This window comes from Lipingzhangella halophila (assembly GCF_014203805.1).
Classification (GTDB): domain Bacteria; phylum Actinomycetota; class Actinomycetes; order Streptosporangiales; family Streptosporangiaceae; genus Lipingzhangella; species Lipingzhangella halophila.
On the sequence record NZ_JACHJT010000001.1, the window covers coordinates 4349820 to 4374818 of the forward strand.

A 24999-nucleotide genomic window follows, 5' to 3' on the forward strand; every position below is an offset into this window, starting at 1 on the left:
CCACTCGTCACTCGTCGGCCAACGCGGAGACCACCGAGGTGCGGGCAGCACGGCGCGCGGGCAGCACCGACGCCAGCAGCCCGGCGAGCACGGCCCCGGCGATGAGTCCGGCGAGGCGCAGTTCGGGGACACTGAGCACGACCTCGAACTGCGACGCGAGGATCGTGGTGATTCCGGCCCAGCCGAAGACGGTGCCCAACCCCGCCCCGAGCAGCGCGCCGACGGCCGCCAGCAGCGCCGCCTCGACGGCCAGTGTCGCGCGGAGCTGCCCGCGGGTCAGCCCGAGCGCACGCAGCAGGGCCAGTTCGCGGGTGCGTTCGATGACGGACAGCGCCAGGGTGTTGGCGATCCCGACGACGGCGATGATCAGGGCGATCGCGAGCAGTGCGGTGAACACGAGCAACACCGTGTCCAGCGTCTCGGTGTAGACGGCTTTGGTCTCGGCGGTGCCGACAACCGAGATGTCATCGCCGACTGTGGCGCTGTTGAGGGCGTAGCTCACCTGGGTGAGGTCGGCCTCGGGCGCCGCGCGGGCGAACACTCCCATGACGGGGGCCTCGGGCAGGATACGTTCGAGGTCCTGATGGGTGATGTGGGCGACCTCCGGGCCGTCAGCGGCGGCTTGGACGGCGCTGACCGTGAGCGTCGCGGTGTTCCCACCATCGCCACCGAGGCGGATCGCGTCCCCCGGGCCGACGTCCAGCCGGCGCGCCAGCTTCTTGGTGAGCACCACCTCGCCCTGCTCGAGTCCGGCGATTTCCGGCAGTTGGGAGGTCACCTCGGCCAGCTTTCGCGGGTTGTACCCAGTGACCTGGATCTGGCTCCCGTGCAGGTCCGCGGTGGCGCCGCGGACGACGGTGACGTCGGACAGGCCGCGGATGTCGCGGATGTTGTCGCCCACCGAGGCGGGCATGCCCGCCTCCGACTGGACCATGTAGTCGACCGGAAACTCCTCGTTCAGCGACGATGTCACCGTCGCCCGCACCGACGCGGCGCCCACACTCATCAGGCTGACCAGTGTCACCCCGACGAGCAGCGCCGAGACGGTGGCCGCCGACCGTCGCGGGTTGCGGGTGACATTGACGGCGGCGAGCCGACCCGGTGTACCCAGAGCCCGGCCAAGGACGGCGCCCACGAGGCGGACGAACGGGGGGAGCAGCGTTGGGCCGGCGAGAAGCACGCCGAGGAACGCCGACGCGCCACCAGCGAACGCGAGAAGAAGAGCGGTTTCGGGCGACTCCACCACCATGGTGCCGAGGACCAGGCCCGTGGCCCCGGTGAGCAGCGCCGCCGCCGCGAAGGTGACGCGCATCCACCCGGCCCGGCGAGCGGGTGTCGCCTGGTCGCGCAATGCGGCGACGGGCGGGATGCGGGTCGCGGCGCGGGCGGGCAGTATGGCGGCACCGACCGTGACCGGCACTCCGACGGCCACGGGAACGAGCACGGCGGTCGCCGAGAGCGTGACCGCGCCAAGCGGGAAGTTGTCGACCGCGGCGTCCAGCACCGCCCCCACACCGTAGGCGAGCCCGAACCCGGTGAGCACCCCGACCGCGGACCCCGCGAGGCCGAGCACCACGGACTCGGCCACAACCGAGCGGAACACCTGGCCACGAGTCGCCCCGACGCAGCGCAGCAGCGCCATCTCCCGGGTGCGCTGGGCGAGCAGGATGCTGAACGTGTTGGCGATCACGATGGCGGCGACGAGCAGGGCGACCCCGGCGAAGCCCAGCAGCGCGGATCTCATCCCGGCCCCTCCGGCCGAGGTCTGCTGGCTGGCGTGCTCCTCGGCGGTGCGCACCTCGAACTGGCCTGCGACAGCGTTGTCGACTTCGGCCGCGAGGTCCGCCGCGGAGACATCATCCCGGGCCACCGCCAGGACCATGCGGGCGGTGCTGTCGTCCGTGAGCGCCCGTACCTGCTCCGCGGTCACTCCGACGAACGGGCTGCCCGCGAAGCTGGCGGAGTCGGCGACATCCACCAGGCCGACGACGCGTAGCTCCTGGTTGCCCCCGGCATCCGAGTCGGGGCCCTCCCACGCACGCGGCACACTGACGGTGTCGCCAACGTCGACTCCCCTGGTCCGGGCGGTACCGCGGTCGAGTACCGCCTCACCGGGCTGGTCCGCGAGCTCGCCCCGGACGACCTCCGGCCAGCCCACCCCGGTGTCGGGAGTGACACTGACCACCGCCGCGGGTTCGAACCGGTCGTCGGTGGAACGCAACGCCGACCGCGAGGTGACCCGCCGCTCCGCGCCAGCGACACTGTCGACCTCCCGAACGGCGTCGAGCACCTCTGCGGGGACATCTCTATTGCCCGACGTGCGCGGCGACGTCACCACGACGTCGGACTCGCCCAGGTCCTCGGTGGCCCCACCGGACAGCGCTGCCCGCATCGCGTCGGTGAACACGAACGCGGCGGCGACGAAGGCCGTCGCGAGCACGATCGCCAGCGACGACAGCAGCAGGCGCCCCTTGTGGGCGCGCAGGTTCGCGAGTGTGATGCCCAGCACGGCGCGTCACCCTTCCAGCGATTTGAGCGCCTCGAGCACGCGCTCGATGCTCGGGTCGGCCATCTCGTCCACAAACGCGCCGTCGCGCAGGAACACCACCCGGTCGGCGTAGCTGGCCGCCCCCGCGTCGTGGGTGACCATCACCACGGTCTGGCCCAGCTCGTACACGGACATGCGCAGGAACGCCAGCACCTCCGCCCCGGAGGCGGAGTCGAGGTTGCCGGTGGGCTCGTCGGCGAACACCACATCCGGGCTGGTGACCAGGGCACGCGCACAGGCGACCCGCTGCTGCTGGCCACCCGACAGCTCACTCGGCCGGTGGTCGAGGCGGTCGCGCAGACCGAGGGTGTCGACGACCCGGTCGCGCCAGGACGGGTCGGTGTCCCGCCGGCCGGCGATGTCCAGCGGCAGGGTGATGTTCTGCCGCGCCGTGAGGGTGGGCAGCAGGTTGAACGTCTGGAACACGAACCCCACCCGCTGCCGGCGCAGCAGGGTGAGCTGCTTATCCCCCAGCCCGACGAGCTCGGTTCCGCCGAGGACGACCGAACCCGATGTGACCTCGTCGAGGCCGGCGAGGCAGTGCATCAGCGTCGACTTGCCCGACCCGGACGGCCCCATGATCGCGGTGAACGTGCCGGAGGCGAACTCCATCGACACACCGTTCAGCGCCGCGACCGAGGCGTCCCCGTCGCCGTAGACCTTGACCACGTCGTGGGCGGTGACCGCCCGCGTACCCGTGCCACTGGTCTCTTCGGGTGCTGTGCGAGGCAACCCGGCTCCTTCCCGGCACCCGCTGGGCGCCCGCCTGGTGGGATCGGGCGCCTCGCGCCGGAGCGAACCGCTCAGGGCCGGCGGGCGCCCGCGAACGGTCCCAACCCTGGCGCGGCAAGCCGCGGCGCGGCGTCGCCCGCGAGACGGGTCTTCGCCGTACACCTGAGGTCGGCCGGTCGCGCGGTACTACGACCCAGGTCTCACCCGCGGACGCTCAGGCGCCGCGGACGTCGACCAGGCCGGTCTCGTAGGCGAGCACCACCGCCTGCACCCGGTCGCGCAGGTCGAGCTTGGTCAGGATCCGCCCCACGTGCGTCTTGACCGTGGCCTCGGACACGTACAGCCGACCGGCGATCTCGAGGTTCGACATCCCGCGCGCCACCAGCGCGAGCACTTCGCGCTCCCGCGGGGTCAGCGCGTCGAGTGACTCAGGGGCGGGCGGCTCATCACCGCTGACGGGCAACTGACCGGCGAAGCGGTCCAGCAGCCGCCGCGTCGTGCTGGGCGCGACCACCGCGTCACCAGAGTGCACGGAGCGGATCGCCGACAGCAGGTCCTCCGGCGGGGCGTCCTTGAGCAGGAAGCCGCTCGCCCCGGCCCGCAACGCGGCGTAGGCGTACTCGTCCAGGTCGAAGGTGGTCAGGATCAGCACGCGCGGGCCGCCCTCGGTGGCACAGATGCGGCGGGTCGCCTCCACGCCGTCCACACGCGGCATCCGGATGTCCACGAGGACGACATCGGCCGTGAGCGTCCGCAGCAGCTCCGGCGCGGTCTCGCCGTCTCCGGCCTCTCCGGCAACCTCGATATCGGCCTGTGCGTCAAGGACCATCCGAAAGCCCGCCCGCACCAGTTCCTGGTCATCGACGAGTACAACGCGGATCATCGCCCTGTGCTCCCGTCCGGTTTCCCCGTGCTGGCCTCTGCGCCGCTGCACATCCTAGATCGGTGATGTGGGTGGGTGGTGCAGCGCCTAACGGGGGCGGCGATGACGGCGGATGGCCGGGGCCAGCGGTGATCGGTGCTGGTACCCGATGGTTGCGCGCGCGACGGGACAGCGAGGACGGCGGGTGGCCCGGCCCCCGGGTGATCGCTGATGGGCCGCAGCGAGAGTGACCGAGAGGACATTCTCGTCGCTGAACATGTCCCCACGGACACCCTCGCCGCGGAACCCGCACCCACACCCGCCCGTTTCGCCGTGTTTCCCCCGAAGTCTGGCGCCACAGCCACGACCGACGGGCCCAGCCACGGGCCAGGACCCCGGTCGTCGGGCGCGTCACCCCCGGGCACCAGAACCGATCACCCGGGGGCCGGCCCACCGCCGTCCTCGCCGCCCCGTCGGGCACCGCACCACGTACCCACATCACCGACCTAGGCGAGGAGACGTCGGGCCCGGCCGCACGCGGGATCGGGACAACCGCGGGGGTTTGTAGGGTGGCGCTGACCGTGATGACCGAACCTCGGATCGGCACGGAGAGGAACGATACCTGTGCTGAGCGATCCCAGACCCCTGGGCCCGGAGGAGCAGAACGACCTGCTGCTGCAGATCACCCTGCTGCTGTCCCACTCTCTACCCGAAGGCTGGCAGGAGGTCGCGGTGAGCTACCGTGCCCTGGGGTCACACAGCGAGATGCTGGGGCAGATCCAGCGGATGGGACAACGGCCCAGTTCGCACGAGCCACCTCCCGATCTGGCGAAGAGGTTCCAGCGGTTGCGCGCGGGCATGTACCGCCCTGGCGTCGGCACCTGGTTCACCGCCACGTACCGGCTCACCAGCTCCTCCGGCTACAGCGTTGCCTACGACCAGGACAACGAGCCCGCCTGGGTGTCGGCCCCGCCCGAGAGCGCGCGTGACGAGGAACTCCGGATGTTCCCCCGCGACGCACAGCACATTCCGGAGTGGTGGGGCAGACCGCCGGGCGGCGGGGCTCCCGACGAGGCGGCCAGAGCACCGGCCGGCCGAGGGGCCGGCGCGCCAACCGGACCTCCCAGCACGCCGGCGAGTGCGCCCGCTCACGGACAGGCACACCGGCCGACCGGGGCAACGGTGTCCATCGCCAAACCGTACGACGGCACCCAACCCGACGGCACCCCGATCTTCCAGCGGCCCCCGGTCCCTCCCGAGGCACGGGACGCGGTGGTCCGCTACCTGGCGGACGCGCCCATCATCCTGTCGGCGCGCAGCTTCAGCGAGGACCTGCTGGCCCCCGGGCGCCCCGCCAACGTGCCCCTGACCTACCACACCGACGGCACCTGGATCTGGCCCGGATCGGTCGGCTACTACCTGCGCGCGCACGGTGCCCCGCCGCAACCCGAACTGGTCGCCCACATCCGGGACAACGGTTTCCGGCTGCCCGCGCTCCCGGAGAACGTCGAAACCGCGGCGCTCGAAAACCTCTACCGGTACTTCCAAAGCGGGGACGAGTCATGAGCGGCCAGCCGGCCGCCACCGGGGTCACCCGTGCGGGCGCGGGTAAGCCGCCACCACAGTGTTCCCGGTGAAGTCGACCATGGCCACCTCGGCCCGCATCGTGTCCTCGGTGAAGCGTTCGAGTACCTCCGCCACCCGCTGGCACAGCACCTCCCCGGCGGGCTCCAGCAGACCCGCGGCGTCCCAGAGCTCGTAGGCGTGCCGGCCGGTGTTGGCGGCGTCGACCTGGCGGGCCAGCCCATCGTCGTCGCTGACCTCCCGGGTGATCCCGCCAAGGAGCGAGGTGGACACCTTGGAGCGGGTGTAGTGGGTCATCAGCACCCCGGCCGCGAGCTTTGTCAGCTTGCCGGCCATGCCCACGAACACCACCCGGTTCAGGCCGTTGTCCATCGCGCGGCGCAGGGCAGCGCCGGTGAAGTCGCCCACCTCGACGAAGCAGGTGTCCGGCAGGGCGGGGTGCAGCCGCATCGCCCCCTTCTCGGTACGGCCGCCGGTGCACAGCACCAGCGTTCGCTCGCCCTGGGCCGCCATGACCGAGACCGCCTGCTCGACGCTGGCGCGCCAGGACGCCGTGGAGAACGGCCGGACGATGCCCGTGGTGCCCAGGATGGAAATCCCGCCGAGAATGCCGAGCTTGGCGTTGGTGGTCTTGCGCGCCATCCGCTCGCCGTCGGGCACGCTGATGACCACCTGGACGCCGTCCCTGGCGACGTTGATCATCTCCCGCACCGCCTGGGTGATCATCTGCCGGGGCACGTCGTTGATGGCCGGGCCGCCCACGTCGAGTCCCAGGCCCGGCTTGGTGACCACGCCCACGCCGACCCCGCCGTCGATCTCCAGGCCGGGTTCCGGCGCGCGGGTGACAGTGGCCGTGATGTGCGCGCCGTGCGTGACGTCGGGGTCGTCGCCGCCGTCCTTGACCACCACCGCCTCCGCCCGGTCGGCGGAGAGCACCTCGCACCGCTCGGTCGCGAACGTGATCCGCCGGCCCGTGGGCAGCGCCACCTCGACCGTTTCCACGGGGCTGCCCGTGGCCATGGCCTGCGCGGCGGCCTTGGCCGCGGCCGACGCGCAGGTGCCGGTCGTCCAGCCCGTGCGCAGCGCCTTCTGCCGCACCTTGGCGGTGCGCGGAAGGTCGGGCTCGCGCAGTTCGGGAGCCGGGTCGGGGTCCCCGCCGGGGCCAGGCGGCTCGCTCATGCCTACCGTGCCTCGCGCAGCTCGCGCCGCGCCGCGCGGTCGGCGCGGCGGTACCCGTGGAAGTGCCCGGGGTGGTACAGGTGCGAGCGCGTGCCGCCGGCCGACAGCGCCGGGCCCACCAGCACCAGCGTGTGCTTCCAGAGCTTGTGCTCCTTGGTGGTGGCCTCCAGCTCGTCCAGGGTGCACCACACGACCAGTTCCTCGGGCCAGGTGACCTGGTACCCGATCAGGCACGGCGTATCGGGCGGGTAGCCGCCGTCGAGCAGCTCCTGCCGCAGTTGGCCGGAGCGGGCGGCCGAGAGGAACAGCGCCATGGTGGTGCCGTGCCGGGCGAACTCGCGGACCTCCTCCCCCGCTGGCATCGGCGTCTTGCCGCCGCCGAGCCGGGTCAGGATCACCGACTGGGCGACCTCGGGGATGGTGAGCTCGCGCTGGGCGAGCGCCGCGACCGCGCTGAACGCCGACACGCCCGGGATGACCTCGGCTTCCAGGCCCATGCCGGTGCACTGGTCCAACTGCTCCTGCATGGCCCCCCACAACGCGGGATCACCGGAGTGGATGCGGGCGATGCGCAGCCCTTCGTTGGCGGCGCGCTCGTAGTAGGGCAGCACCCCCTCCATGGGCAGCTTCGCGGAGTCGACGATCTCGGCGTCCTCGCGCGCGTACTCCAGGACATCGGCGTGCACCAGGCTCGCCGCCCAGATCACGACGTCGGCCGCCTCAATGGCGCGCACCGCGCGGACGGTGAGCAGGTCGGCCGCGCCCGGTCCGGCCCCCACGAAGGTGACCAGGCCCGCCGGGCCGCCGGTGTTCTCTCGCTCGCTGGCTTCCACGCGCTCGCTCACTACTCCTCGCTCGCTGACAGTTTGCCGCCGCGCTCGCCCCGGCGCGCCGGGGCGACCAGGGTCGACAGGTACGGAAGCGCCTCGTCCTCCAGTTTGGCCACCGGATCGATCTCCTCACCGTCCAGGCCCAGGCGGGCGCCGTAGACGGCATCGTCCAGCCGGCCCGACTCTCGCAGCGCGGCGACAACGTCCGGGGCGAACCTGCCGAACTTGTACGCCACCACCGTGGCATCGGTGGCCAGGGCCGCGCGCAGCCGCTCGACTCCGGCGGTCACCGGAAGCAGCGTCAGCGGCTCCATGCCCTCGACCAGGACGCTGCCGGAGCGCGACGCCAGGTCCTGCATGGCGGTGATCCCCGCCACGGTCTCGATCTCGGTGTCCGGCGCCATCTCGCGCACCGTCCGCGCCAGGTAGCTGAAGGTCGAGTAGATGTTGGGGTCTCCGATGGTGGCGAACGCGACGCTGCGCGCTCCCTGTTCGAAGTGCCGCACGACGGTCCGGGCGGCCTCGTCCCAGGCGCGCGTCCGGCGCTCGCTGCGCCCGCCCCGGTCGTTCAACGCGAACACCACGCGCTCGATGGTCTCCTCGGGCACGTGCTCGCGCACCGTGGCCTCGGCCCGGCCCGGCTCGTCCAGCGCCAGGACCGGGACGAGTACGACGTCGGCCGCGCACATGCGCCGCACGGCCTTCACCGTCACCAGTTCCGGGTCTCCCGGGCCGACCCCGACCCCGACGAGCCGCGTACTCCCGCCCATGTCACCGCTTTCCGTGGTACTGACAGACGCTGCCTTTCTCCAATGCCGCAGCTCAGCGTATCGGTGTGGGTCAGCGCGGCAGAGGGGTCCCCCTGACCGTCCGCGCCCTCCGCTCCGGTGCCCCGTGGCGCGGCTGCGGGCACGAGCGGCCCACGGGCGCGATCACACTTCGTTCTCAGGCTGACACAGCATCGGGTTCTGCAGCTCCGCGCACGGTCGGTGGCCGTGGGAACGGATGATGTCCCTGCCGACCTCGTTCGTCAGGTACCGAAGGAAGCTCGCGGTCAGTGATTCCGCGTCGGCCTCGCCGTGGGTGTAGGCGTACTCGGTCTCCCAGAAAGGATAGGCGCCATAGTCGGCGTCCTCCAGTGTGGCCCGGTTGCCGTCGATACGCACCGGGAGGAGGTCCTGGCGCGCCTGTGCTGTCCCGGCCTCGCTGTAGCCGAGCGCCCCCGGAGTCTCGGCCACAGTGTCCAACAGCACGTTGGTCGAAGCGCGTTCGCAGCGAGGAACACCGGATGCCCCGGGGGCCAGCTCCAGGCAGTCGTCCGAGGTGTCTCCGGGCTCGCGTTCGCCTTCGAGGAGCCGCTGTTCGAAGGTTCGTCTCGTCCCGGAGTCCGAATGCCGGCTGACGAGGCGGACGGGAACGTCGTTCCCGCCGATTTCGCTCCAGTCGCGGATTTCTCCTTCGTAGAGCTGCCCGACTTGTTGGGCGGAGAGGTTCTGGACCCCGGCCTCCTCGTTGATGACGAGGGTGAAGAGCGAGAACGCCATCGGCCGGGACAGCAGCATCGGGTATCCGTCAGGGCTCTCCCCGTCGGAGAAGGCCAGCATGTCCTCCGGGTTCTCCGCGTCGTCCAGCCTGCGCAGACCTTCGGTGCTTCCCTGCGTGTCGATCGTGAAGGAGCTGCCCGGGCAGGTGTCCTCGTACATCTCGGCGGCCTCCTCCAGCACGGGCGAGAATGCCGTGGACCCCACTATGGTGAGCTCACCTGAGGCGCAGTCCAGCGGGGCCTCGTCCTCGAAGACGTAGGAGACGGCCGGTTGTGCGATGATCACCAGAACGAGGAAGAAAAGCAGCGCGATGACCGGACCTGATGTCCCGGTACGGCTCCTGGTCTCCTTGATTCCACCGGCCCCCACTCCGCCTTTGATCCCGCCGACCACCTCGGGCGGGTCGAATGGCGGGCCTCCGTCACTCGTTTCGAGGACCGCCAGGATCTTGTAGTACTGGGACCGGTTCAGCGGAACCTTGGGAAGCTGGATTTCACCGCCCCGTGACCCGAATCCGGAATCCGCGTCGAAATTTTCGCGGATAAAGTCATCACTGAGCTCGGTGAGTACCATGTTGACCACGTTGCGACCGGGGAACCTGACATTGATTCCGGTCTTGTGGTGCTCCAGAACGGCGTAGTCACTGGTGTCGATATTGGTTGCGCCGTTGTTCTCGATCCGCAGCAGAACGAACGACGGATCAACGAGCCGCCTTCCGTCCTCCCACTGCAGATGTTTCCATGACTCGGATTCCGGCCCCTGGGCGACCACCTCGTCAGCGACGGTGGTGTCCATCTGCACCCGGTAGCCCAGCCGCTTGCGGCCAACAAAAATGAACTCGTACAGGAACGCCATGATGGGGACGATGACGCCGAGCACCGCGATAACGGCGCTCCAGGAAATACCGTCCAATCTGTCTCCAGTTCGCACTTTGACACGGTCAAGGGGTGCTGAATATTACGGGCCGGAATGGGATCGGTTGAAGCGCGACGACGAGCCGTACGTCAACGTTCACCAGCTGGGCCCGTTGCCGTGCCGCGGCGTTCAACGCCCCCCTTTCCCCGCGTTGCAGGCCACGACGCCACAACTCCGGGCGAGCACGCCACGGCCCTGGTCACGGGGTCGACACCGCGAACAAGGCAAACGCGGTACGGCAACGGCCCCTGCCGGTTGCTCCGCCTAGGGAGCGGTAGTGCGCACGAGGCCAGCGCCTACCGCGGCTCCCCCGCCTCTCGCGGAGGCGCCGGGAACCCCGCGGGGGCGCCCGAGTAACCTCGGTTACCGGCGAAGCAGTCCGGACTGGGGGGAACGGTGAAGCAGGTACCGCGGGTGGTGATCGCGGCGCCGGCATCGGGCGGCGGCAAGACCACCGTGGCAACCGGGCTCATGGCCGCGCTGGCGGCGCGGGGGCGACGTGTCTCCGGACACAAAGTGGGGCCCGACTACATCGATCCCGGGTACCACGCGCTGGCCACCGGCCGGCCGCCGCGCAACCTCGACCCGGTGCTGTGCGGCGAGGACCGCGTCGCCTCCCTGTTCCGGCACGGGGCGGCGGGCGCGGACCTCGCCGTCATCGAGGGAGTCATGGGGCTGTTCGACGGCGCGTCCGAGCCGCGGCACTTCGAGGGGCCGGGCGACCTCGCCTCGACGGCGCACGTCGCGCACCTGCTGAGCGCGCCCGTGATCCTCGTTGTGGACGCCGCCCGCACCAGCCGGTCCGTCGCGGCGCTCGTGCACGGGTTCCGGAGCTTCGACTCCCGGGTGCGGGTGGCCGGGGTCATCCTCAACCGGGTGGGCTCCGACCGGCACGAAGAGCTGCTCCGCGCCGCCCTTGACGACGTGGGGATCGAGGTTCTCGGTGCCCTCCGCCGCCAGCCCGATGTCGAGAACCCGTCCCGGCACCTCGGGCTGATCCCGGCCGCCGAACGCGCGTCCGCGGCCCGGAAGGCCGTCGACGCACTGGGGGCGCTGGTCGCGGGCTCGTGCGACCTGGACGCGATCGCCGCGATCGCCGGCAGCGCGGGCCCGCTCGCCGGGGAGCCGTGGGACCCCGGGGCCGAGATCACCGAAGCGCCGCCCCCGAGGCCCGTCACGGTCGCGGTCGCCGGCGGCCCGGCATTCACGTTCGGCTACACCGAGCAGGCGGAGCTGCTGCGGGCGGGCGGCGCCGAGGTCGTCTCCTTTGACCCGCTGCACGACGAGGAACTGCCCCGCGGCACACACGGGCTGATCGTGGGTGGCGGGTTCCCCGAGATGCACGCGGCCGAGCTGTCCGCCAATGGCGCGTTGCGGGCGTCCGTGGCCGATCTCGCGTCCCGGGGCGGCCCTGTTGCCGCCGAGTGCGCGGGCCTGCTCTACCTGGCGCGGCACCTCGACGGCGCTCCTATGTGTGGTGTGCTGCCCGCCGAGGCGCGGATGACGGAGCGCCTCACCCTCGGCTACCGCGCCGCTGTGGCGGTCCGCGACTCCGTGCTCGCCCGGTCCGGATCCCGGGTGCACGGCCACGAGTTCCACCGCACCGCCACCACCCCCGCACACGGCCCGGACCCGGCCTGGCAGTGGAAAACCGATAGCGCGGAGGGCTTCGCGAGTGCGACCCTGAACGCTTCTTACCTGCACCTGCACTGGGCCGGAACCCCGGCGATCGCCACCCGCTTCCTGGGCTCGGTGCGCGAGTTCGCCTGCGAGAACGACACGTGATTTCCTCTGACTCCCCGACACCCACGCTTCCGGCCGCCATCCTGCGCACCGACCGGCTGCGGCTGCGCGCCTTCACCGAAGCCGACATCGACGACGTCCTCGCCGGCGTGAGCGACCCCGGAACCCAGCGGTGGCTGCCCATCCCGGGGCCCGGGCAGCCCTACACGCGCGAGGCCGCCCAGCAGTGGTGCCTGGAAAGCGCGCCGGGGGCGCGTGCCTCGGGTGACGGCCAGCAGTGGGCCGCGATCGAGGCAACCACGGACCGGTTCGTGGGCTCGTTCGGGCTCACCCGCACCCGGTGGCAGGCGATGAGCACCGAGGTCGGGTACTGGGTAGCCCCGTGGGCGCGCGGCCACGGCTTCGCCACCGAGGCTGTCGCGGCCATGGCGCGCTGGACCCTGGACCAGGGTTTCCAACGCGTCGAGCTCAAGGCCGCAACCGGCAACACCGCCTCACGAAGGGTGGCCGAGAAGACCGGCTTCCACTTCGAGGGCACCGAACGCAACGCCATGCCCCTCCACGAGGGCCGCGCCGACCTCGCCGTCTACAGCCTCATCCCGGGCGATCTGGGGTAGCCGTCCCCCAGGGGTGGGCCCGCCCCGCTGGGGTTCGAAGGGGCACTGGTAGTTGTTCCCGGGAGGACAGCCGGTTCCGCGGGCCGAGGGTAAAAATCGGTTCATCACCCAGAGTGTCTGGTTTGTTCTCTTGTGTTGCGCCGTCAGGGTGGACTCGGAGCACAGGAAAACAAAGGGAGGAGACCATGAGAAACCAGCTCATGCGCGCGATCATCACCGCCTTGGCTCTGGGTGCTGCTGCCCTGGTCGGCCCACTGGCCACGCCCGCCGCCGCGGTCGAGGTCAGCGATGTCGAGCTCACCGATATTGACGACACCCTCAACAACATCAGCACCAATGTCCTCGGCGTCGTCGTCGACGACAATAATCTCGCTAATCTCAATCTCCTGCGGTGAATCCTCTTTAGCACGACGGTCGCGGCTTGTTCCGGCTGGCCACGAGAGGGAAAGCCGCTGACGGCAAACGGCCGCCAGAAGACTGACGCAGCCCCAGGTAGGTACTGTCTCGTGGACTGGGACCACGTGCGCCGCATCGACAGCGCACCCACCACCCAGCCCCGCGCTGAGGCCCGGGCACACACCATCGGCCAATGGGCTCTCAGCGCATCGCACACGAGCTGGCGCATACCGGGGCTGTGGTGCTTGACCGCGCCGACGAGGCCGAGCGCGACCGGGCCCGCCGCGCTGGACGCAAAGTCGGACGCCTCCTCAACCGCTCTGTTCGTACCGATTTCTTGCCCCATGACCGGGTCGCGGTTCGGAACGCCGAGCGCCAAGACAGCCCCCGCGTGCGCGGGGAGCATGCGGGCGACCCCGGGGCCCAGACCGGTCGGCCAACGGCGGTCAGTCGGCCCGTGTCCCGCTCCCCACGAGCTCGGTGTCCTCGCCCTCCTCCGGCTCGCTGGTGCGGGTGTTGGGCAGGTAGCGCCAGGCCATAACGGCGGTGGCGAGTAGCAGCGCGGCGCCCACGTAGCCGGCCGTGGTGATGCCGGTGGCGAAGGCGTCCCGGGCGGCGGCGAGCAGCGCGTCCCCGGCTTCGCCGCCCAGGTCCGCGGCGGCCGCGGCCGCCGCGGGCATGCTGTCCCGGGTGGCCTCCGCGGCGGCCCGCGGAGTGCTCTCGGGCACGGTGTCGGCGATGCCGAACCGGTAGACGGCGGTGGCGATCGCGCCCAGGGTGGCGATCCCGGTGGCCTGGCCCAGCTCGCCGACCGTCTCGAACACCGATGAGGCCGATCCGCTCTTCTCCTTCGGCGCGGAGTTGACGACCAGGTCGACCATCACCGCCGACCCGAGCCCCATACCCAGGGACAACACGATGGACCCGGCGATGACGAACCCGAAGCCGCCGTCTCCCCCGACCTGGGTCAAGCTCAGCAGGCCCACCGCGGGGAACAGCATGGCCAGGGCGGTGGTGCGGCCGGGACCGATCCGCGTGGCGAGGGCCGGCGCCAGCAGCGCCGCGGGGATGCTCGCCAGCCCTTGCGGCAGCAGCCACAGCCCCGCCACCAGCGGAGACAACCCGACCATGAGCTGCAGGTACTGCGACAGCAGCATGACGGCGGAGCCACCGGCGATACCGCCGGCCAGCAGGGTGCCCAGCCCCACGCTGAACGCCCGGTGCCGGAACAGGGTGAGGTCCAGCAGCGGGCTGTCCAGCCGGCGCTGGCGGCGCACGAAGACCCACCCGGCGGCCAGCCCCGCCAGCAGCACCGCCGCGGTGGACAGTTGCCAGCCGTCCTTGGCCGCGTCCTTCACCGCGTAGACCACCAGCAGGATGGTTGCCAACGACAGCAGCACGCTGAGCGGGTCGATCCGGCCGGGGTCAGGGTTGCGGTACTCCGGCAGCAGGAACGGCCCCGCCGCGAGCAGCAGCAGCATCACCGGCACGCCGAGCAGGAACACCGCGCCCCACCAGAACCACTCCAGCAGCAGCCCGCCGACGGAGGGGCCCACCGCGGCGCCGCTGGCGAAGCACGCCATCCACACCGCCATGGCGAAGCCGCGCTGCCGCGGGTCGCGGAACATGTTGCTCAGCAGCGACAGGCTGGAGGGGGTGAAGGTCGCGCCGGCCACGCCGAGCAGGGCGCGGGCGGCGATCAGTATCGCGGGGCTGGTGGCGAAGGCCGCGGCCAGCGAGGCCAGGCCGAACGCGGCGGCGCCGATGAGCAGCAGCCTACGGCGCCCTATGCGGTCGGCCAGGCCGCCCATGGTGACCAGGAACCCGGCCACCAGGAAGCCGTAGATATCCAGGATCCACAGCTGCTGGACGGCGCTCGGGTTCAGGTCGGCCGCCAGGTGCGGCAGCGCTAGGTGCAGCACGGTCAGGTCGAGCGCGAGCAGCAGCACCGGCAGGGCCAGGACGGTGAGCCCGAGCCACTCCCGCACGCCGGCCTTGGGCGGGGTGTCGGCCGCTGGGGACATGGCAGTCTCCTCTTACTTGTCGGATGGGAGCGGGGACGCGGGTGTCCGCCCGCCCCCGGGAAGAAGCCGCCCGGCTCCCCGGCCGGGCGGCTCGGTTCGGGTGAGCCCTCAGGTCAGCCCCGGTGCGGGGCCGTTCCGGTGGCCTCCTGGTAGGTCGGATGGTGCACGCAGACCGCCACCGTGTCCTGAGCGATCTCGAAGACCGCGGAGACGTCGCGGGGGACGTAGAGCATCTCCCCGGCACGCGCCGTGAAGCTGCCCTCCTGGCTGCGCACGGTGAACCGGCCCGCGGTGACCGCGGCGACCTCGTCGTAGGGAAGGGCGAACTCGTAGACCCCGCCGCGGGGGAAGACGGAGAACGCCAGCCCCATCGGCGACCCCTCGGCGTGGTCGGCGAGGTAGCCCACCGCGCCGCCCCGTTCGTCGACGCATGTCCACTCCGGCACGTCGGCCAGCGCGAAGACCTGCATCGTGCTCGGGTCGAACACCTGGCCGGCCCGCGGTTCCCCGGGCACGCTGGGCGGCGCGTCCGGTGGGTTCCCGGCATCGGCCATGGCCCGGTACTCGCGCAGAGTCAGGCCGTGTGCTTCGGCGAAGGTGGGGTGGTGCACGCAGACCATCTCGAGGTCCTCGGTGATCTCGAAGCTGCCCGGCACACCGCGCGGCTGGGTCATCAGCTCACCTTCGCGCGCGGTGACCAGCCGGCCCCCGGTACGCACGCTCAGGCTGCCCTTGGTCACCACGCAGAACTCGTCGTAGGGCCAGGTGAAGTCGAAGCTCACCCCCTTACCGAACCGGACGAAGGCCAGCCCCATGGCCGCGCCCTCCTCCGCGTCGGCGATGTAGCCGACGTGGGTGCCGGCGGCGTCGTCGCTCCAGCTCCACAGGCTGGCGTCCGCGGCGGTGAACCGGGCGGTGGTCGTGGGATCGAAGGTCATGCGGGCCCCCTCAGGCGGCGTAGGGGGTCTGTTCGCGGGCCTCGCGCAGCGCGCGGCCCCACCAACCCAGCTGGTCCAGGAACCCCTTGGCCGCGGCCTCCAGGGGTTGGCCCTCGACGGTCTCGCCGTGCTCGTCGAAGTGCTCCCAGTAGTTGGCGAAGCTGATGGTGTTGCGGATGGTGGTGGCGTGGACCTCGTTGAACACCTGGCGCAGCTGCTCCACCGCGTACAGGCCGCCGCCGATGCCGCCATAGGACACGAACCCCACCGGCTTGGCGCTCCACTCCTGGAAGTACCAGTCGATGGCGGTCTTCAGCGACGCCGGGTAGCCCTTGTTGTACACGGGGGTGACCACGATGAAGGCGTCTGCCCGGTCCAGGCGCGGCTGCAGGGCCTGCACCGGCGCGGGCACCGGGTCGTCGTCGCCGCCGTTCAGGACGTCCGGCAGCGCGGCCTCCTTCAGGTCCACCAGGTCCACGTTCAGGTCACCGCGCTGCTCGGCGTGCCGGGAGATCCACTTCGCCGGGGTGGGGCAGAACCGGTCCTTGCGGGTGCTGCCGATGATGACCGCCACGTTCAGGGTGCGGCTGTCCGCCATGATGCTGCCTTTCCGGTACGAGGTTCGTGGTGCGGATCGGGCCGGTGCGCCGTTGCAGCGGCCCGGTGGGTTCCAGCGGCCACAAACCTAGAACCTAAAGTTTCATTGAGGTCAATATTCGGGTTCGGTGCGGGCCTGGGTGCCCACCGCGGCGCGGCCCGGGGCTGGGATCGCCGGCCCCGAAACGGTCGCGCCCGGCTTCTCAAGGCCAGGCGGAGCCATTCTTCGACGCATGGCGAATTCCGGGTAGTACAGGATTCACGAATTGCGCCATGGATTTTTCACGGGGCACTATGAATCCGTCATAGTGCGGGGATGACCAGTACAGATGACCGCTCCCGCGTTCCCGCAGCCCCTTATGTCTCCGGCGGTGCCGCCTTCGGGGCGGCCGCCCCGGAGGCGGCACCGAGAACGAGGTCGAAACAAATATGGAATGCGCTGCCCTGCCGCCTGGAAATGCGGCGCACCAGTTCGTGGCGGTGTGCGAAGCGGTGACGCTGCGCCGCGACTCCGGTAACCAGGGCCGCGCCACGCCCCCGGGGGTAGCCTTCCTGAGGGTGCGGCCGGCCGGCCGCACCGCCGACCGGCGACGAAGGAGCAGGCGGAGCCGATGATCCGGGTGGTCGTGGCCGAGGACATGCACATGGTGCGCGGGGCGCTGGTCTCCCTGCTCGGCCTGGAGGGCGACATCGCGGTGGTGGCCGAGCTGGCTTCCGGTGACGGGATCCTGCCAGCGGTACGCGAGCACAAGCCGGACGTCGCGGTGCTCGACATCGACCTGCCCGGCACCGACGGGTTGACCGCCGCCGCCCAAGTCGCCGAGCAGGCTCCCCAGACCCGCACCCTGATCCTCACCGCGCTCGGACGGCCCGCCAACCTGCGCCGCGCCCTCGCCGCCAAGGCCGGCGGGTTCCTGCTCAAGGACGCCCCACCCGAGGAGCTGGCCGAGGGCATCCGCGGCGTGCACGCCGGGCGGCGGGTGGTGGACGGCCAGCTCGCCCTGGAGGCGTTGGACAGCCAGGAGTCACCGCTGACCGCGCGGGAGCTGGACGTGCTGCGCCTCATGGCCGAAGGGGCGGACGCCGCCGAGGTGGCCAAGCGGCTCTTCCTCACCACCGGCACAGTGCGCAACTACCTGACCTCGGTCACAACCAAGCTCAACGCGCGCAACCGCGTGGACGCGGTGCGCATCGCCCGTGAGGAGGGCTGGCTCTGAGGCCGCCGCCGACGCGGCGAAGCCGGTCAGGAATGGGGCCCGCTCGGCTCGGCCGCGGCGAGCGGGATCCGCACCGTGAGGCGGAACCAGCCGCCGGTGTGGTGGGTGTGCAGGGTGCCGCCGAATTCGGTGGCGCGGTGGGTGAGGTTGGCCAGCCCACCGGCCGGCTCGCCGGGGCTGGCGCTGGCGCCGTCGTTGGCGAGTTCGGCGGTGACACTGCCGTCATCGTCCTTCCGGACGGTGAGCCGCGCCCGGCGGGCGGTGCTGTGGCGCAGCAGGTTCGTGGTCGCCTCGCGGAGGACGAACGCGAGGGTGGCCTCCACCGGCGCGGGCAGCGGGTCCTGCTCGGTGCGCAACCGCACGGCGATTCCCGCGGACCGCAGGGTGTCGCGGACCGTGGCGTACTCCTGCTGGAGGGAGGGCCCGCGGTGCCCTTCGGCCACGGTGCCCAACTCACCCAGCGCGGCGCGCGCGGCGCTCAGGGCCTGGTCCAGCTCGCAGAGGGCCCGGTCGGGCTGAGTGGTGGCCAGGCGGTGGGCGAGATCCAGCTTCAGGGCGACGGTGGACAGGGAGTAGCCCAGCAGATCGTGCAGGTCGCGACCGAGGCGCAGCCGTTCGGCGGCCTGGGCGGTCTCGGCAAGCTCGCGGCGCAGCTCCTGGACCTCGCTCACCATGAGCAGCAGCCGCGAGATCCCGTAGATGCTCAGCCCACCGTTCAGTGCGATGATCACGTAGTTCACGGCGGCCAGCGGGGCGGTGTCCACGGCGAACAGCCCGAGCAGTCCGACGCACGCGACGACGGCGGCGAAGGCGCTCCTGCGGATCCGGTGGGGCAGCGCGAACAGGGCACTGGCCGCGAGCACGTTGGCCAGCACCATGTGCAGCGACTGGAAGGCGAGCACCGGCAGTGCGGCCAGCGCCGCTTGCGCGGCCAGGGCGAGCCGGGCGCCCCCCTGCCGGCTCGGCCGGCCGGCCCAGGACACCTGCAGCGGGTGCAGCGCGACCAGCCCTGCCATGCAGGCGGTGCCGACAACCAGCTCAGTGGTGTGAAAGTTCGGGAACTGCAGGGCGGACAACTGCCGGGAGACGAGGAACCCGACGAGCACCGCCACCAGCAGCGCCCAGGCCGGGCGCAGCAGCGCACGCTGCGAAGTAGGGGCGCTGCCGGTCGCACACGGGGGCGCATCCCGGTAGCCGCGGGCGAGCTTCCGGGCCTCGGCGAGGCCCCGGCGTCCGGCGGTACGCATGGCCGCCAGCTCGCGCTGTACCTGTTGCGGATGGCCGGCTAACAGCCGGCGGGCCAGTTCGCCCCGCATCACGAGCGAGGTGAGCGCGTCGCCCAGTGTGGCGTGGATGTCGCGGACGAACTCCGCCCGCTGCAGGGCGACCGCACCCCGCGCCAGCTCGTCGCGAGTGGCGCTCAGCTCGGCCACCTGGGCGCCCAGCCGGGAGACCCCGAAGATCACCAGCCCACTGGTGAGCGTGTAGACAGTGCCGTAACCCACATCCTGCGGGCTGTAATACACCAGCGCCTGGTGCAGGGCATCCCCGGCGAGTACCGCTGGGACCGCGAGCCACCGTAGGGGGCCGCGCAGGACCAGCAGCGCGGTCCCCAGCAGGAACGAGTGCAGGCCCACCCAGGCCTGGGCGAAGTGCCAGGCCGGCAGGTAGACCAGGCCTGCCTGGACGGCCAGCACCAGCAGCGCCGCGGTCCGGCGCTCGGGGCGGTCAACCCACCGGGTCTGCAGCAGCTGCAGCGCGAACAGCGTGCCGAGCAGTGCCACAGCCACGGCCACGGAGGCGGGATCGTGCGGCACCGGCGTCCGGGTATTCACGAACAGTGTCTGCAACGCGGCCGTGGCGTGCAGCAGGAAAACCGCCACAGTGATGGCGTTGGCCAACCGCGGGGCCATGTCCGCGGCGTGGCGGTCGCGCCCTACTGCCACATGACCTCCCCCGAGAGCCATCCCGAACACACCAAGAGGGAAACCTACCCGCACAGCCACATATGGGGCATTTCGGGAGCCCAGCATCCCCGCGTGCGCGGGGAGCACTCTCCACCTATGACTATGAGCACACCATCACGGGGACCATCCCCGCATGCGCGGGGAGCACGACCGCGATCCGTTCCGTGATGAGCGTGGGCCGGGACCATCCCCGCGTGCGCGGGGAGCACCGTGCAGGTAGCGGTCGGTGGGGTTGGTGCTGGGGACCATCCCCGCGTGCGCGGGGAGCACACATGCGGCCTGCAGCCCTCTGAGGGCAGCGAGGGACCATCCCCGCGTGCGTGGGGAGCACCCACCCACCGGCCACGGGCGATCTCATCTGGTGGGACCATCCCCGCGTGCGCGGGGAGCACTACCGGAATCAATTTCCGATGGTGGCAGTGTGGGGACCATCCCCGCGTGCGCGGGGAGCACTATCGCTAGCAGTAGGTATCGCGGGGTATGCAGGGACCATCCCCGCGTGCGCGGGGAGCACCCCCGCCCCCGGGGCCGTCATCATCAGGCCCCCGGGACCATCCCCGCGTGCGCGGGGAGCACTGCGGCAACGGGTCTTTTACGGAGAAGTAGCCGGGACCATCCCCGCGTGCGCGGGGAGCACACGCCTGATCTGTGCGGATCTCCCCCGAGGCGGGGACCATCCCCGCGTGCGCGGGGAGCACAAATGATGCATGACCTAGCGATTAGCGACCCTGGGACCATCCCCGCGTGCGCGGGGAGCACGGCTCCGGAGGCGCCAGTGCTCCATGGCGACTGGGACCATCCCCGCGTGCGCGGGGAGCACGAGTAGTTGTCGACGTAGACGATCCGGAGCCCGGGACCATCCCCGCGTGCGCGGGGAGCACTGACGGGCTCCTCCTCAGAGGGCGCAGCTTCTGGGACCATCCCCACGTGCGCGGGGAGCACTCCGAGAAAATCACTGAGGACTACCCGGAGCTGGGACCATCCCCGCGTGCGCGGGGAGCACGCCGTGGCCAGCGCCACCATGGAAACCGGGCGGGGACCATCCCCGCGTGCGCGGGGAGCACGACGGCCCGGACGCCGTCGGCTCGAAGATGGTGGGACCATCCCCGCGTGCGCGGGGAGCACGTGGTGCCAGTCTTCGTCTTCGCCCGGTTCTTGGGACCATCCCCGCGTGCGCGGGGAGCACACTGAATGACCTGCGATTCTACAAGAGTAATAGCGTCATTTCATTCACTTCCCAAGAAACCGGCAAACCACCCATAACTTCCGCATTCCAGCCACTGTGACGCGAGCGATCACCCGAAGCCAACCGCAAGTGTTTCGGTGCGGAAGGCCCGCATGAACGCTCCGAGCGTGCCCCCTTCTCCGTACCGCTCCTCACTTGGCTCCGTCCGGGGTGACCAGAAAAGACATCGAGATCACGTTCCGCCTCCACCAACCTCTTCCTCCTCAGCGATGGTCACCAGTGCGTCGAGAAGGTCAGCGCGCGTCTCGGCCAAAGTCGGTGCCGCGGCCCAGCGCTTCGGAACGGCTGACGGGTGGTCGCACAGGTGGGTGGTGAGGAAGTGGTCCAGCACCGCTCCCGGGTCTCCCCTGTAGTACGACGGGTGGCGCCGGGCGTGGGAACGCAGTGACGCGACGGTCCGCGACAGCCACGCACGTTCCTTCCGGGAGAACCGGGCCAGCGGTTCCCCCGGTGGAGGCACAGCATCTGGCGTTCCACTGCCCACCGGCCGGTATGGGGCACCACTGGCGCGGCCACGTGCCTGCTCCAACAGCCAGAAGTGGTGGGGCATCCGCTCCTCCAAGCGCAGCAGAATGCCCGATAGCCGCTGAGCCAGCTCAGTTCCGCACATCTCGGCCAGCTCCTCGCCCAACCGCACCCGGCGCAGTTGGTCGGCGGTCCACGTCCGCTCCGGGACGGGCGGCAACGCCTGTTCTTTCAGCTTGCGGAGCAGATAGTCGCCCGTCGAAACCGAGACCAGGGGCGCCTCCCGTCGCGCGTCGATCGTGACGCGCCCCGCGATGTCGGACGTCGGGACCGCCCCCGACTCGGTAGCGCAACCGTGCGCCGCGGCTGCCGGGGTGGGTACGGAGTCGCCATCGCGCGCATCCGCCGCCGGGTGGCCGAATCCGGCAGCCTGTACGAGGGCGGCGAGCGCCTCCTGCTCCAACACCGTCGGCGCGATGTACGTGGTTACCGCCGACTTCCGGGCCCAGCGCCGCGGCCGTTCGGAGAAGGCGCAACGCAGCGTCCCGCCATGCCATTGCGGATAGACGTAGCGCAGCCGGGTGAAGACGCGGTCGGTTTCGGTGTCGCGCAACGCGAACCACAGGGGGCGCACCTCGGCCCGTTTCGGGGTGCCGCCGCTCGCCACTGTTGCGTGTACCTCCGCCATGCGGGCGGCGATCCTCGTGTCGGGGGCTCCTCCATGCTCCGGGCATGGGCAGAACTCGGCCAGCAACTCCACGGCGAAGTCGAACTGCGCGGCATGCGACGCACACGACTGGAACGTCTGAGTGGCGGTCCGACGACCGGCGGCTGCGCAGTTGCCGCACCCAACGACGGACGTGAGAACGCGTTGGAACGCCTGCGACCACAGCAGATCAGAGAACAGACAGCACGTGTCCACGATTCTTCTTCTCCCTGGACGGGAGCTGGATCCCTTCCCCAGCTCATCCGGAGAAGCGCGGTACAGAAGTGTGGACGTATGCGCGGTACACCCACGCCGACTAGCGGGAACCGCCGTCATGGTGGCGCGCGTGACCGCTCACAAAGCTAGAAGAGTACCTCTATCAGGTCAAACTCCATGGTCAATCGGCAAAAGGGTTCCCGCACGTTTCGCGGTTCGCCTCCGGCATCGGAACTCTCGACCGCGACGACACACGGACATCGGGCTCCGTGACGCCCGCCCTGGCGCCACCACGAACATGTTGCCCGCAATCGGACAATTTTCAGAATTGGCATACACCAGAGGCAGGGAAACGCTAGACATAGGAGGCAGACACTCCCCACGAGAAATCCCGGATGCGAGCAGATTCCTCCCCCTCCGATGCTCCCCAGACCCTGGTCGCCCTGGTCGGCACCAGCCCCACCCCGCCTCTCCTCTCCGCGTTGACCTTCGCGCCTCCGCGCCTGGTGCTGGTGCACAGCGCCGACACCCTCGGAAGAGCCGAGCGGATCGCCAAAATGGCCCGGCGGTTGTGTCCACGCATCGAACACACCGAACTGTTCGACTTGGGCCGCGACGTCTACGACTTCCGCTCCGTGGACGGCCGTTTCGCCGGTCTCCTGCCCACGCTGGGCGGCGCGTGGCGGTTGTGCTACACCGGCGGCACCAAGGTCATGGGAATCGCCGCCGTACTGCGCCACCTCGACCTGTTTCCCGAACAGCACCATTGGCGGAGCTACCTCGACGCCACCACCGACGCCCTGCGGTTCACCGACGGCTCGGTGCACCCCGGCGGCCCTGACAGCTCCACACTGACCACCACCGACCTGGCGAAGCTGCACCAGGTCGACCTGCATCCCGCGGAGCCCTCGGCAAGGCCGGACGAAGGCGCCGAGCTGGAAGCGAGGGTACTCGCCCTGTTCCGCGACCAGCTTTCTGGAATTCCGGATTCCGAGGTGATCGGTAACCAGATCATGCCCGACCCCGGCGCCCCCGAGCAGAGCATTGGTGACTTCGACCTGATCGTGCGCTACCGGCACCGGATCCTGTGTGTGGAGGTCAAGAAGGACCCCGACCGGATCCCCGGTGCCGCCGGGTGGGCGGTCACCAAGGCCAAGCGAGCCTTCGGCTCGGCGACCCGGGTGCTGCTGGTGCACGACGGGGAGCCCGGGGCGTGCTCACGCTTCCGGATCGCCGACTACGACCCGGAGCTCAACGGGGCACCGCTGCACGTGCGCGCCCGCGCGGAACTGGAAGGGGAGTTCCACACCGCTCGGGACCTGCTGGAAGGGTTCTTCCTTCCCCGGCATGGATCCACCCCTCCGGACCCCGTGCAGGCTCCTGTGCCGGCCCAGCCACCCGGTGACCATCCCGGGCACAACGACGGCCCGCTGCTGCTAATGGGAGTGGGCGGCAGCCGCCTGGGCGTGCTCGCCGCCGCGCATGCCTACCGCCCGTCCCAGACGGTGCTGCTGCACACCCCGCAGAGCGAGCGCGAGGTCGCCGGTCTGGCCCCTGCCGTGTGCCACACGCTCTTCGCTGCCGAGAACCCCGACGAGTTCAAAGCCCTGCGGCGGCGGCAGCTCCCCGCCCGGTTGCGCCGGTACCGGAACCGAGTGAAGTTCGGGCACACCGCCGTCGACGCCTCTGACGCGGCGCGCGTCGCAGCCCTGGCCCACGCCAAGATCGACCAGTACGCCTCCGGCGACACCCCCGTCGTCGCCGACGTCACCACCGGCACCAAGGCGATGAGCACCGGGCTGGCGCTAGCCGCCCACGCCCGCGGCGGCTGCGTCACCTACCTTTCCCCGGTCACCCGGCGTGTCTCATGCCACGCGCACGGCCCGGTCGGCTCTTCGGGGGTGGCCGCCGTGGACTGGTCCAGCGTGCTACGCGGCTACACACCGCTCGCTGTGCCGCTGACCGGAAGGATCCACCACCAGCTCGCCGAAGAACAGGTGGATACCGACCTGCTGGACAGTGCCGCCGCCGTGCTGCGCGAGCACGCCGGGGAACAGGGCCATACGCCCACCGTGTGGGTGGATGGCACCGTGCTCGCCGACAGCGCGGAGTCGCCGTTGGCGCGCCGCTCCGTCGACCAGCGGCCCACTCTCGTCGTCACGGTCGCCGACCGCGCCGTCGGTCTGACCGCGCCGTGCTGGTCCCGCCGGCAACGGCTCACCCCCGGCGACTGGGCGCACGCGGTGTTCGCCGCGACCATGCGGCTGAACGCGGCCTGCGGGGTGGCCGGGCTGACCCTGGCGCTACATCGCCCCGGCGAGGGCTCGGTGCGCCGCGCGCTGGACCTCGTCGACTGGCTGGCCTGGACCGAAACCAGCTCAGAGGAGATCTCCGGCGCCGAGTCACAGGCGCGACACGGCCGAAACCCGCGCACCGCCACCGAGGAGATCACCGGGCACGAGGAGTCGCTGCGCCCCAAGGTGGTCTCCGCCACCCCGGGGACCCCGGAGTTCCGCGCCGCGCTAACCGCCCACCTGCGCGGGCTGGGGGTGTGAGCTGCGCGCTCGCCACCGATCGTGCGGGCGGCGACGGGGAGGCGCATCGTGGCCACCGCCTCCGCCACGCCCGTGTCCGAGAGGACCACATGTACGCCCCACCCACACGAGAGACGGG

Annotated in this window: 18 protein-coding genes and 1 CRISPR repeat array; of the genes, 6 read left to right on the forward strand and 12 right to left on the reverse strand. The window is 70.9% G+C overall.

Going from position 1 to position 24999, the window contains the following annotated elements; genetic code table 11:
- Window positions 1-7: 7 nt before the first annotated feature.
- The 3 genes from F4561_RS20040 to F4561_RS20050 form a co-directional block, all read right to left on the reverse strand.
- Window positions 8-2509 (reverse strand): ABC transporter permease, encoded by a 2502-nt coding sequence (locus F4561_RS20040; protein WP_184580913.1) that lies wholly within the window; start codon window positions 2507-2509, stop codon window positions 8-10.
- Between the two features lie 6 nt (window positions 2510-2515).
- Window positions 2516-3280 (reverse strand): ABC transporter ATP-binding protein, encoded by a 765-nt coding sequence (locus tag F4561_RS20045; RefSeq protein WP_246437241.1) that lies wholly within the window; start codon window positions 3278-3280, stop codon window positions 2516-2518.
- A 214-nt stretch (window positions 3281-3494) separates the two neighbouring features.
- A complete protein-coding gene (locus F4561_RS20050; RefSeq protein ID WP_184580914.1) occupies window positions 3495-4163 on the reverse strand; it encodes a response regulator in 669 nt (222 codons plus the stop codon).
- Window positions 4164-4766: 603 nt separating this feature from the next.
- Between F4561_RS20050 and F4561_RS20055 the strand changes: the two genes are divergently transcribed.
- Entirely contained in the window at window positions 4767-5708 is a 942-nt protein-coding gene (locus tag F4561_RS20055; RefSeq protein ID WP_184580915.1) for a chromosomal replication initiator protein DnaA, read from the forward strand.
- A 24-nt stretch (window positions 5709-5732) separates the two neighbouring features.
- Here the strand turns inward: F4561_RS20055 and F4561_RS20060 are convergent, their stop codons facing one another.
- The 4 genes from F4561_RS20060 to F4561_RS20075 form a co-directional block, all read right to left on the reverse strand.
- A complete protein-coding gene (locus F4561_RS20060) occupies window positions 5733-6905 on the reverse strand; it encodes a cobalt-precorrin-5B (C(1))-methyltransferase (protein WP_184580916.1) in 1173 nt (390 codons plus the stop codon).
- 2 nt (window positions 6906-6907) lie between these two features.
- Window positions 6908-7750, reverse strand: a complete 843-nt coding sequence (gene cobM, locus F4561_RS20065) for a precorrin-4 C(11)-methyltransferase (protein ID WP_312885389.1) — start codon at window positions 7748-7750, stop codon at window positions 6908-6910.
- Window positions 7750-8505 carry a precorrin-2 C(20)-methyltransferase gene (gene cobI, locus F4561_RS20070; RefSeq protein WP_184580917.1) on the reverse strand — a complete coding sequence of 252 codons (756 nt, stop codon included), beginning with the start codon at window positions 8503-8505 and terminating at the stop codon, window positions 7750-7752. Before cobI ends, cobM begins: the two co-directional genes overlap by 1 nt.
- Before the next feature lie 162 nt (window positions 8506-8667).
- Window positions 8668-10191, reverse strand: a complete 1524-nt coding sequence (locus F4561_RS20075; RefSeq protein ID WP_221445561.1) for a PstS family phosphate ABC transporter substrate-binding protein — start codon at window positions 10189-10191, stop codon at window positions 8668-8670.
- A gap of 417 nt (window positions 10192-10608) precedes the next feature.
- Between F4561_RS20075 and F4561_RS20080 the strand changes: the two genes are divergently transcribed.
- The 3 genes from F4561_RS20080 (at window position 10609) to F4561_RS20090 (ending at window position 12949) form a co-directional block, all read left to right on the forward strand.
- A complete protein-coding gene (locus F4561_RS20080; protein WP_184583918.1) occupies window positions 10609-11979 on the forward strand; it encodes a cobyrinic acid a,c-diamide synthase CobB in 1371 nt (456 codons plus the stop codon).
- Window positions 11979-12554 (forward strand): GNAT family N-acetyltransferase, encoded by a 576-nt coding sequence (locus F4561_RS20085; RefSeq protein ID WP_184583920.1) that lies wholly within the window; start codon window positions 11979-11981, stop codon window positions 12552-12554. The genes F4561_RS20080 and F4561_RS20085 overlap by 1 nt, the downstream gene beginning before the upstream one ends.
- 185 nt (window positions 12555-12739) lie before the next feature.
- Entirely contained in the window at window positions 12740-12949 is a 210-nt protein-coding gene (locus F4561_RS20090; RefSeq protein WP_184580918.1) for a hypothetical protein, read from the forward strand.
- A gap of 447 nt (window positions 12950-13396) precedes the next feature.
- On the opposite strand, the gene F4561_RS20095 is transcribed toward F4561_RS20090, so the two are convergent.
- The 3 genes from F4561_RS20095 to F4561_RS20105 form a co-directional block, all read right to left on the reverse strand.
- Window positions 13397-14974, reverse strand: a complete 1578-nt coding sequence (locus F4561_RS20095) for an MFS transporter (RefSeq protein ID WP_184580919.1) — start codon at window positions 14972-14974, stop codon at window positions 13397-13399.
- Window positions 14975-15087: 113 nt separating this feature from the next.
- Window positions 15088-15912, reverse strand: a complete 825-nt coding sequence (locus F4561_RS20100; protein WP_184580920.1) for a EutQ-related cupin domain-containing protein — start codon at window positions 15910-15912, stop codon at window positions 15088-15090.
- 10 nt (window positions 15913-15922) lie between these two features.
- On the reverse strand, window positions 15923-16510 hold the full coding sequence (locus tag F4561_RS20105) for an NADPH-dependent FMN reductase (RefSeq protein ID WP_184580921.1): 588 nt from the start codon (window positions 16508-16510) through the stop codon (window positions 15923-15925).
- Between the two features lie 610 nt (window positions 16511-17120).
- Here F4561_RS20105 and F4561_RS20110 point away from each other — a divergent pair.
- A complete protein-coding gene (locus F4561_RS20110; RefSeq protein WP_184580922.1) occupies window positions 17121-17726 on the forward strand; it encodes a response regulator transcription factor in 606 nt (201 codons plus the stop codon).
- 26 nt (window positions 17727-17752) lie between these two features.
- Here F4561_RS20110 and F4561_RS20115 read toward each other — a convergent pair whose 3' ends face one another.
- Window positions 17753-19672, reverse strand: a complete 1920-nt coding sequence (locus tag F4561_RS20115; RefSeq protein ID WP_184580923.1) for a sensor histidine kinase — start codon at window positions 19670-19672, stop codon at window positions 17753-17755.
- Between the two features lie 79 nt (window positions 19673-19751).
- Window positions 19752-20879: direct repeats of the CRISPR family, unit length 29 nt; unit sequence GGGACCATCCCCGCGTGCGCGGGGAGCAC.
- A 232-nt stretch (window positions 20880-21111) separates the two neighbouring features.
- A complete protein-coding gene (locus F4561_RS20120; protein ID WP_184580924.1) occupies window positions 21112-22092 on the reverse strand; it encodes a hypothetical protein in 981 nt (326 codons plus the stop codon).
- 629 nt (window positions 22093-22721) lie between these two features.
- On the opposite strand from F4561_RS20120, the gene F4561_RS20125 reads away from it, so the two are divergent.
- Window positions 22722-24881, forward strand: a complete 2160-nt coding sequence (locus F4561_RS20125; protein ID WP_184580925.1) for a CRISPR-associated protein — start codon at window positions 22722-22724, stop codon at window positions 24879-24881.
- The last annotated feature ends 118 nt before the right edge of the window (window positions 24882-24999 follow it).

Excerpts from the sequence above, each read along its gene's own strand:
- F4561_RS20050 (WP_184580914.1), bottom strand. The coding sequence starts at position 4,163 with ATGATCCGCGTTGTACTCGTCGATGACCAGGAACTGGTGCGGGCGGGC.
- F4561_RS20060 (WP_184580916.1), bottom strand. The coding sequence starts at position 6,905 with ATGAGCGAGCCGCCTGGCCCCGGCGGGGACCCCGACCCGGCTCCCGAA.
- cobI (WP_184580917.1), bottom strand. The coding sequence starts at position 8,505 with ATGGGCGGGAGTACGCGGCTCGTCGGGGTCGGGGTCGGCCCGGGAGAC.
- F4561_RS20090 (WP_184580918.1), top strand. The coding sequence starts at position 12,740 with ATGAGAAACCAGCTCATGCGCGCGATCATCACCGCCTTGGCTCTGGGT.
- F4561_RS20095 (WP_184580919.1), bottom strand. The coding sequence starts at position 14,974 with ATGTCCCCAGCGGCCGACACCCCGCCCAAGGCCGGCGTGCGGGAGTGG.
- F4561_RS20100 (WP_184580920.1), bottom strand. The coding sequence starts at position 15,912 with ATGACCTTCGATCCCACGACCACCGCCCGGTTCACCGCCGCGGACGCC.
- F4561_RS20105 (WP_184580921.1), bottom strand. The coding sequence starts at position 16,510 with ATGGCGGACAGCCGCACCCTGAACGTGGCGGTCATCATCGGCAGCACC.
- F4561_RS20110 (WP_184580922.1), top strand. The coding sequence starts at position 17,121 with ATGATCCGGGTGGTCGTGGCCGAGGACATGCACATGGTGCGCGGGGCG.
- F4561_RS20120 (WP_184580924.1), bottom strand. The coding sequence starts at position 22,092 with ATGGCGGAGGTACACGCAACAGTGGCGAGCGGCGGCACCCCGAAACGG.
- F4561_RS20125 (WP_184580925.1), top strand. The coding sequence starts at position 22,722 with ATGCGAGCAGATTCCTCCCCCTCCGATGCTCCCCAGACCCTGGTCGCC.